Here is an 8,373-nt window from a genome sequence, read left to right on the forward strand (position 1 = left end):
GGGGAGTATCGGTATTTGGTTGCTGATTTCGTGGGGGAGTATCGGTATTTGGTTGCTGATTTCGTGGGGGAGTATCGGTATTTGGTTGCTGATTTCGTGAGGGAGTATCGGTATTTGGTTGCTGATTTCGTCTTGGATTCTGTTGACGTTCTATACCTGGTGTTGGATTCTGTTGACGTTCTATACCTGGTGTTGGATTTTCTGGAGGTGTTATACCTGGTGTTGGATTTTCTGGAGGTGTTTGGCTGATGGGATTTTTTGCAGATGGTAAGGTTGACGCTGTTCTTGGTGATCGATTAACAGCCGTAGGTTGCGCTAGGGATGGTTGTAGAGAAATAACTAAACTCGTAATAGCCAGTAAAGAAGTTTTAGATAAAACTAATATCAACTTTGTAAGTAACTTTTGATTCATTTCTCACTCCTCTAAATATCAAAACACACCGAAGACATAAATAAACTTATCGCAGGTTAGTACAGGGTAAGCACATCTAAATTAGTCTTGACAAAAAGCTGATTTTATTAATATAGAAAAGAATCAGAATTTCTCGTTTGATGTATTTTCTGATGGTCAAAGCGATTGGGGGTTCGCGCAGCGTGTCCCTCTGGGACTTAGCCCACTGCCCTTCGGGCAATCGCCTAAAATTTTGTCAACAAACAGGAATTAATGCGATTAACCGAGAGTTTCTTGAGACTGAGGTATTCTTGTTAACAAGACGCGCTTACACTGCTGGCTAGTACTTGTTGGAAGAAAGACAGCAAAAGGCTCTAAGGAAGTAAAGCTTGTAAAATGCGTTTTTTGACGATTGATATCATACTTTGCATAACCAGTTTGGTTATTTAAACACTAGAGAAGTCAAAGTATTTAAAAATAATATTTCTTACAAATTAATTGCAGATATAAAAAGTATTATTACTCCCTTCCAATTTTCCCTGATGCCAAGTTCCCCAGACAGGCAAACCGTGTTTAGGTATAAAAATTCCTTTATCATCATAATTGTTTTTTTTGAATTCCCCTATATATTTACAACCATTTTTGAATATCAATTTTCCTACGCCTTGTTGAGAATTGATATTAAACTGACCTATATAGCTGTGAAAATTCTTCTCTTGAGGGCCATATTCGTAGGTTCCACAACCTTCTAAGAAACCATTTTTTACATCTCCATAATATTTATTTCCAGTATCGTAGATAATGGTACCTCTGCCTGTCAGTGGTTTAACATTTGAAAACTCATAAGCTGCTCCCCTCTCTATTCGCGTACCTGGTATGTTTTGTAAAGGTGGTACATCTCTGTGTGGGCAAACCAATCGTACACCAGCGATGAATTGTCCCAAATCATCTGGGAATGGTCTCCAAAAACTCATAAATAGCAATCCTACTCCGATGAGCACACTTACCCCGACTCCAGTACTAATTAAAACTTTCTGATAAAGTTTCAATTCTCGCCGTGTTGGGGTTGGTAATGACGGTAGCGGTGATGGCAATGATGGCGGTAATGAAGATGGTCTTAACGCTTGTAACGCCTCTGCTGCTGTTTGATAACGTTTCTTAAAGTCATAGCGCACCATTTTATCTAACACATCTGCCAGTCTGGGGCTAACCGAAGCCCGATCTCGCCAAATGACTTCAAGAGTTTCGTGGTCTTTTGGTAGGTCTTTAGGTTTGACCCCAGTTAAAGCATAAATCCCCAGCATCCCCAGTGCATAAACATCGCTGCTTAACCTGGGATTTCCACCCGATTGTTCACTAGGTATATAGCCATAAGTACCAACAATAAAGGAGATGTTTGTTTGCCCTTGAGAATTGACACCTAATCCGCTAATTTGCTTGACAACTCCAAAGTCTATCAATATTATCTTGCCGTCTGTGTTGCGACGCATTAAGTTTTCTGGTTTAATGTCTCGGTGAATGATATTTTGATCATGAATAAATATCAAAACTTCTAAAATTTCCTGTAATAGCTGTGTCACTTGAGCTTCACTCAACCTGTTACCAGGAAAAATTTCCTCACTCAAATCGTGCCCATCTATAAACTCCTGTACTAGATAAAATTCGCCGTTTTCTTGAAAGTAGGCGAAAAGTCGGGGAATTTGAGGACACTCATTGCCTAAGCGCTGTAAAACCTTTGCTTCTCTGTTAAATAACTCTGTGGCAGCTTGCAAGGCTTCTGGATATTGCATTTGCTTGAGGTTTTTTACAACACACAGAGAATGATCGGGTAAATCTAAATCTTCAGCTAAATAAGTAACTCCAAAGGCACCGCTTCCTAAGAGTCTGATAATTTTGTAGCGCTGACGGAGAATTTGACCAGGGAGCATTACTATTTAGCCAATAACAAGATGAATTATCTTAAATTTTGCCATATATAATCTAATCGCCCAACCCCTTTCTTTGTGCAAGTGAACAGAGGGAGTTTTTTACCTGCTTGGCAAAATGAATAATTGTATAACTATATAAATAATGACACACAGTCAGCGCGGATACTTTTAGCGTCGAATCTCTCGATTTTATCCATAAAGTCTAGCTAAGAGGATGTTTTAAAAGTTAAGGCGAGTCAAAAATTATGCAAGTCGTCTGACCATGATCCCAGGGTAAGCGCGTCTCAAATGCTATTGACAAGCGGGTGTGCGAGTTCAGGATAAGTAAGTAGGCGAGAAAAAATCAAACTATGTAAAGAAAAGTAAAGGTTGGAAACTCGCTCGTAGTAAGCGCTTTAGCGCTAAAGCGCTTACTACATACCTTTAATTATTTACACTGATCTACTTAAGCACATTTAAATCGTTAGTTTGATGACCTGTTCTCACGGCAAGCCTAACATCTTTGATGAAATAAATCGTTAATTAACATTGATAAATTATGTAATCTCGATTCGCGCAGGGTGTCCGAAGGACATATAAATCGTGATTTTTCTAACATCCTTGGTATCAAATTGTGGTCTTTCATGTAGTTACAAGCTGCACTTTGATTAGCATTGAAGGACATCGCTGCGACCAATGCCGTGGTAATAGTTTCTACATCACCCATTTCAAGGGCGAACATCTTCACGATGTCCAATTGCTTTGAGCAGATCATCGATTGACGTAGCGGTGGCAATTGTAACATTTACGCATATACCTCTCCCAATTTTCTTCCTAGAGGGGATTTTATTGCCTAAGTGACCCGAAGCGATTGCCTTTTATAGCTTATTTAATAGCGCACTGCCCCTTGGGCAATTACTTACAAGAGTAACTAGCAACTTGGGTCATCTAGAAGGACTGCGGGCGCGAAAGCGATCGCGGATGAATTATCTGTACCATTTTAAAGCAGTCTGTATAGAAAATTTTGCGAGCTTACATGAGTTATTTTCTTCATAAGAGAAAGGATGAGCTCGTGAACTTCTATCTGTGTATCTGGTTAGACCCAATCACTTGTGGCAGACCTTGTTACATTTCTTTACATTCTAGTCATGAGTCACAGGCGATAAGCGGAGCTTAAAGTATAAAGGCTTTAAGCAGCACAAGGAAAAAGCCATAGCTAACTAGCAACTGGTTGAATGGGTCAAATCCGCATCCTGGCGATACGCATGATTGCGCAGAGCGCAGACGCAATGGTGCGTATCGCCATCAGCAATATTCATGTAAACTATCCAAAAGTCTGCAACAAACCTCGCGCGTTAAACCGATATAAAAATAGAATAAGTTGGCGACTGACCATAGCTGTTGGAAATTTAGAGAAGAGGAGTGCATGACGATTATCTGGAAGTTTTCCACACATCCAAGGCTCAAAGACAGCAATGGGCGTTTGGATGTCTATTGGGTATCTGACCGTGAATTAGAAACAAACATTAGAACTCTGTGTCAGTCAGAACCTAACACGGATGCAGAATTTTGGGCGCGGTTGTTTCTGAGCACTTTTGAGTATGAGCTACTGGCGCTCAGGCATATGTCGGCTTACCTGGAAAAACTCGGCTATCAAGCTGCTAATAAAGTTTATGGAAAGTTGAGAAATTTCCTGCAATTCAATTATGATCGGCATGATATCTGGCAGATAGCCTGGTTATTCTCTAGCACTCCAGACATTTTTTTTAACAACTTTAACTCTCAGCTTCCCTTACAAAACTATGCCGTCAGAAAAATGGAGGGCAAAATCAAGGATGAGATTGTTCGCAATTTAGGGATGGAGAAGAGGCGTTCGGACTGGGGGTTATTAAGATATAGTACTCGGGCATATCTACTTGAAGCTCTGCAAAATCAAGGGTATAGGCAACCGCACCTAAACTGCTATCTGTTAGCCTGGGACAGTTTTAAAGAAATTTACGCTCCCCAAGGAGCAACTGATAGCCGTTCTCTCCCAGCACCGACGGATGAACAGTTGCATATAATGACAAATTTGTATAAGCAGCTAGTACAGTCGTCTCCTCAAGTAGCTGATCTCAGCAAAGCTAATCAGGTGACGATTAAAGCAGGGCTGGAAAAATGCATTCAGGTGTTAAGAAGGTATCAAACCAGACGCTTTGTCTCCCTCGATTCTCCTACAGGGGGGAACGAAAATTCTGATTCCTTATCTGAGATGATTCCCGATGGTACATATGAATCTGGGTGGGAGCAAATTGAAAATCAGGAACATGCCATTGCACTAATGGCTATTTTGACAGAATTGCTGACACGGATAGACTCAGACACTGATAACTGCCTGCTACTGAGGTACGGTTTTGACCTAGACTATCGCTCGATTGCCCCCATCTTTAAAATTTATTATACGACGGTTCGTTACCACGACAACAAAGCGACGCAGCAATTGCTCGCGCAAGTGGCTCAATGGGCGCAAGAAAGGCTAAATGTTATTCCTGACTCGGAAAGTCTTAATGAAATGCATACCGCGCTGAAGGAGTGCCTGAAAAAGTATTACGAAGGTTTAATTTTCCGGTCAGTGTTTGGGACGGCATGGCAGCAGCTTGATTACCAACGCCGAAATATACTGCACCTACGCTATTTTAAGCAAATCAATGTTTCAGCGATCGCCTCCCAGTTGCAACTTGGTGAATTGGAAGTGAATAACAAAGTGGTAACAGGTAGGCAAGAATTAGCAGCAGCTATCAGGGAATGGATTCAAAAACGCCTGAACATTCCACCAGATTTACTGAATCCACTAACTGATAAAATTGCAACCCTTGTACAAAAACTAATTGCTAATTTTCCGGTTCCTGATTTCCACTAGCATCGAGAAAAAAATGTCAAATATTTTATCAGCACTCACAACCCTTTACCCAAACCAGGTATGGCTAGAAGTTTCGCCAGACCAGCTTGAGCAGACACGATTATCACAGCAAGAATATTCTTATGATGTAGCTTGGTGGACTGCATTCAAAAACCGCTTGACTTTAGATGCCTTTTTAGCTTGGTTCAAAGCGGAGTCGGGTATAGAGGAGCAGCCAAAGGTGTGGCCAAGTCAAGATGATTTATCCAGTATCTGGGAGGTGGTGAATGGCACAGCGATTCAGTTAGGAGAAACCCGAATTGTACTGATTCCAAACGAAGGGATGGACACCAACGAGTATGAAGTGCCAGCTGAATGGGTAGATATTCCCAGTTGGGCTGTAGATTATTACCTGGCAGTACAAGTGAATCCTGATGACTGCTGGTTGCGGGTTTGGGGATATGCAACCCATAAGAAGTTGAAGCAGGCTGGACAATATAATAGCATTAGGCGCACTTACTCGCTTGGGCGAGAAGAGTTGATTGAAGACGTGAATGTGATGTGGGTGGCACAGGAGCTAGGTGGCGATCGCAAAGCAGCAATTAAGCCTTTACCGACTTTGTCACCAGCACAAGCAGAAAGGTTGCTGGAGCAACTGAGCCAGAAGACCCCCTATTCTCCCCGACTCGAGGTTCCGTTTGAAGACTGGGGAGCACTGCTGGCGTCCGATGAATGGAGGCTTGAACTTTACAATCGGCGGGTGGCGAATCCGTATGCTCAGATCGTATCATATGCAGCAGTTGCACCCAGCAAAAAGCCGATGGAGTTAAGGCAATGGTTGCGGCATATAGTTGAATCGGGGCGAAATCTAGTTGAAGACGGTTGGCAGACATTTGAAGACATCTTCGCCTCACCAGAACCAATACCAGTTCGCAGTCAGAGAGGCTCTGAGCGTACTTCCCCAAACGCGCTTGCTTCTGTGATTCGTCTGCTGCAACCGAATCAGCCTGAGCAGACCCGTCGCCAAGCTGCTGGGGTCTTAGGGGAAATTGGTGCTGGAAACCCAGATGCCATCAACGCCCTGACTGAATTGCTGCATAGCGCAAAAGATGAAGAAACTCGTTGGCAAGCCGCTATAAGCTTGGGGAAGGTAGATCCAGGAAATCCCCTCGCTGGTATTAGAAAAGTTAGATTAATTGACTTGGGGATGCAATTGGGGAGTCACGCGATCGCCCTAGTTGTTGCCATTATGCCAAAAGCTGACGGGAGAATCGGCGTTTTTCTGCAAGTGCAGCCACATAGCGAAACAACCCTGCCTTCCGGTCTTAAACTAAGTGTACTCTCAGAATCAGGCGAAACACGCCTCGAAGTCGAAGCCAGAAGTGACTCGTCAGGTCGAGGTAAGGATAAATCCATTGAGCTGCGTTTTAGTCCTCCGCCGGGAACATGTTTCCGCGTTAGGGTTATGAGAGATAATGTTAGCGTGAGCGAGGATTTTGTTGCTTAACAGCAACACTTGTAGGGAAGCAGTTATGGGCAGGGTAGCAGTTCTGAAGATAGGAAACGGTGATTTTGACCAAGGATTTGATGTATCGCTACAGGTCTGTAGAGATAACGCCCTTCCATCGCCGGAAATTCCAGGTAGGTTACCTGCCAACACAGAATTTGAGGATTTATATACAGTTTGGCAGGAAACTTTTGTCAGGCTGAGAACACAGCGCGGAACTGACTCGGACTGGCAGATTGAAACCAGACCAACCAATTACTCCACCAGTGAGGTCGATGCCTGCCGCTACTTTGTCCGAAACTTAGAAACCAGGATGAGAAATTGGCTCCAACATTCGCAAGATCAGGGGTGGCAAAAAATCAGAGAGAGATTGGTAAAGGAGTTAGCCAATAATTCTGACGAATTTCGGGTGATTATCACAGCAATTAACTCCGAATTGTGCAAGCTGCCTTGGCATATATGGGATTTGATGGAGTCGAACCCCGATGTCGAAATTGCCTTCAGTTGCCCGAGTGATGGAGAATCAGAACTACCGGAAACAAATTATAATAACCAAGTCCGAATTTTGGCTATTTTGGGAGACAGTAGTGGCATTGATACTGAGCCGGATCGAGACGCAATTAAACAATTAAATGATGCTAAACCAGTATTTTTGGCACAACCTACATCACGAGAACTTATCAAAGAACTGCGGAAAAAAGAAGGCTGGGATATCTTCTTTTTTGCAGGTCACAGCGAGACAAATGGTGAAATTGGTCGAATTTATATCAATGAAAGCGAGAGCTTAGAGATTTCAGATTTCAAAAATGCTTTGAGAGAAGCTAGTCGTTACGGCTTGAAACTCACAATTTTTAATTCTTGTGACGGATTGGGACTAGCGCAGCAGCTAGCCGATTTGCATATCCCAGTTATTATCGTCATGCGCGAGCCTGTGCCAGACGAAGTTGCACAATCATTTTTGAGAGAGTTTCTCACCGAATATGCTTATGGGCAGCTTTTGTATACCTCAGTTCGGCGAGCACGAGAAAGGCTAGAAGAATTTCAAGATTTACCTGGTGCTACTTGGTTACCAGTGATTTGTCAGAATCCCGCTAAAGTACCCCCGACTTGGCAAGAGTTGCGCCATCCAAAGCGTAAAGGTCAAATCTTACCCAGTTGGCTTCGGCCCCAAACCGTGCTTCTTTTGAGTGTAGTTGGATGGTTAGGTTTGGCATCTGCCATTCTAATTCTTGCCAAACTGCCCCAGATACTACAAGTACCACAACATCCATCACAATCACAAGTAGAATTGAATACGCTAGTAGGTAAGTGGAAGACTACTTGGAGTTATGAGACTACTGAAACTAAGATGGAGATATTGGAAAAAAAAAGATTAGACGGCACAATTGCAGAATATACATTTTCATATTTAAATAATAAAAATCGTATTATTAAAGGGAAAATCAAAGGGAAATTTTATAAACAGGGTAAGGTTTTAAAAGGTACGTTTTACGATGAGACAGGGGGCGATTGTTATTTCGTTTTGTCAAGCAATGGCTACAAATTTGATGGTGAATGGTCTGATGATACTGGTAAAAAAGGGCGATGGACAGGAGAGAGGATATCTAGTACAGTGCGGCTTAAATAGTGTATCCATGTAACCGTTCAGAGGGGTAGGAGAGCGATCGTAAAAAATTGCCACCAAAATCTG

Annotated in this window: 4 protein-coding genes and 1 pseudogene; 3 read left to right on the top strand and 2 right to left on the bottom strand. The window is 42.6% G+C overall.

What is annotated here, in order from left to right; translation table 11 throughout:
- Positions 1 to 412 (bottom strand): annotated as a pseudogene (locus ACM0OZ_RS46805) (hypothetical protein); the annotation flags it as partial.
- Positions 413 to 885: 473 nt separating this feature from the next.
- On the bottom strand, positions 886 to 2,319 hold the full coding sequence (locus ACM0OZ_RS46810; protein ID WP_414589807.1) for a protein kinase domain-containing protein: 1,434 nt from the start codon (positions 2,317 to 2,319) through the stop codon (positions 886 to 888).
- Between the two features lie 1,405 nt (positions 2,320 to 3,724).
- Between ACM0OZ_RS46810 and ACM0OZ_RS46815 the strand changes: the two genes are divergently transcribed.
- The 3 genes from ACM0OZ_RS46815 to ACM0OZ_RS46825 are packed head-to-tail and all read left to right on the top strand — an operon-like array spanning position 3,725 to position 8,310.
- Entirely contained in the window at positions 3,725 to 5,197 is a 1,473-nt protein-coding gene (locus ACM0OZ_RS46815) for a hypothetical protein (protein WP_414589808.1), read from the top strand.
- Positions 5,198 to 5,210: 13 nt separating this feature from the next.
- On the top strand, positions 5,211 to 6,683 hold the full coding sequence (locus tag ACM0OZ_RS46820) for a DUF1822 family protein (RefSeq protein ID WP_414589809.1): 1,473 nt from the start codon (positions 5,211 to 5,213) through the stop codon (positions 6,681 to 6,683).
- Between the two features lie 25 nt (positions 6,684 to 6,708).
- The gene (locus ACM0OZ_RS46825; RefSeq protein ID WP_414589810.1) at positions 6,709 to 8,310 is read left to right on the top strand and encodes a CHAT domain-containing protein; all 1,602 of its coding nucleotides are present in this window, start codon (positions 6,709 to 6,711) and stop codon (positions 8,308 to 8,310) included.
- The last annotated feature ends 63 nt before the right edge of the window (positions 8,311 to 8,373 follow it).

The organism is Scytonema sp. PCC 10023 (assembly GCF_963920835.1).
Classification (GTDB): domain Bacteria; phylum Cyanobacteriota; class Cyanobacteriia; order Cyanobacteriales; family Nostocaceae; genus Kalymmatonema.

Excerpts from the sequence above, each read along its gene's own strand:
- ACM0OZ_RS46810 (WP_414589807.1), bottom strand. The coding sequence starts at position 2,319 with ATGCTCCCTGGTCAAATTCTCCGTCAGCGCTACAAAATTATCAGACTC.
- ACM0OZ_RS46815 (WP_414589808.1), top strand. The coding sequence starts at position 3,725 with ATGACGATTATCTGGAAGTTTTCCACACATCCAAGGCTCAAAGACAGC.
- ACM0OZ_RS46820 (WP_414589809.1), top strand. The coding sequence starts at position 5,211 with ATGTCAAATATTTTATCAGCACTCACAACCCTTTACCCAAACCAGGTA.
- ACM0OZ_RS46825 (WP_414589810.1), top strand. The coding sequence starts at position 6,709 with ATGGGCAGGGTAGCAGTTCTGAAGATAGGAAACGGTGATTTTGACCAA.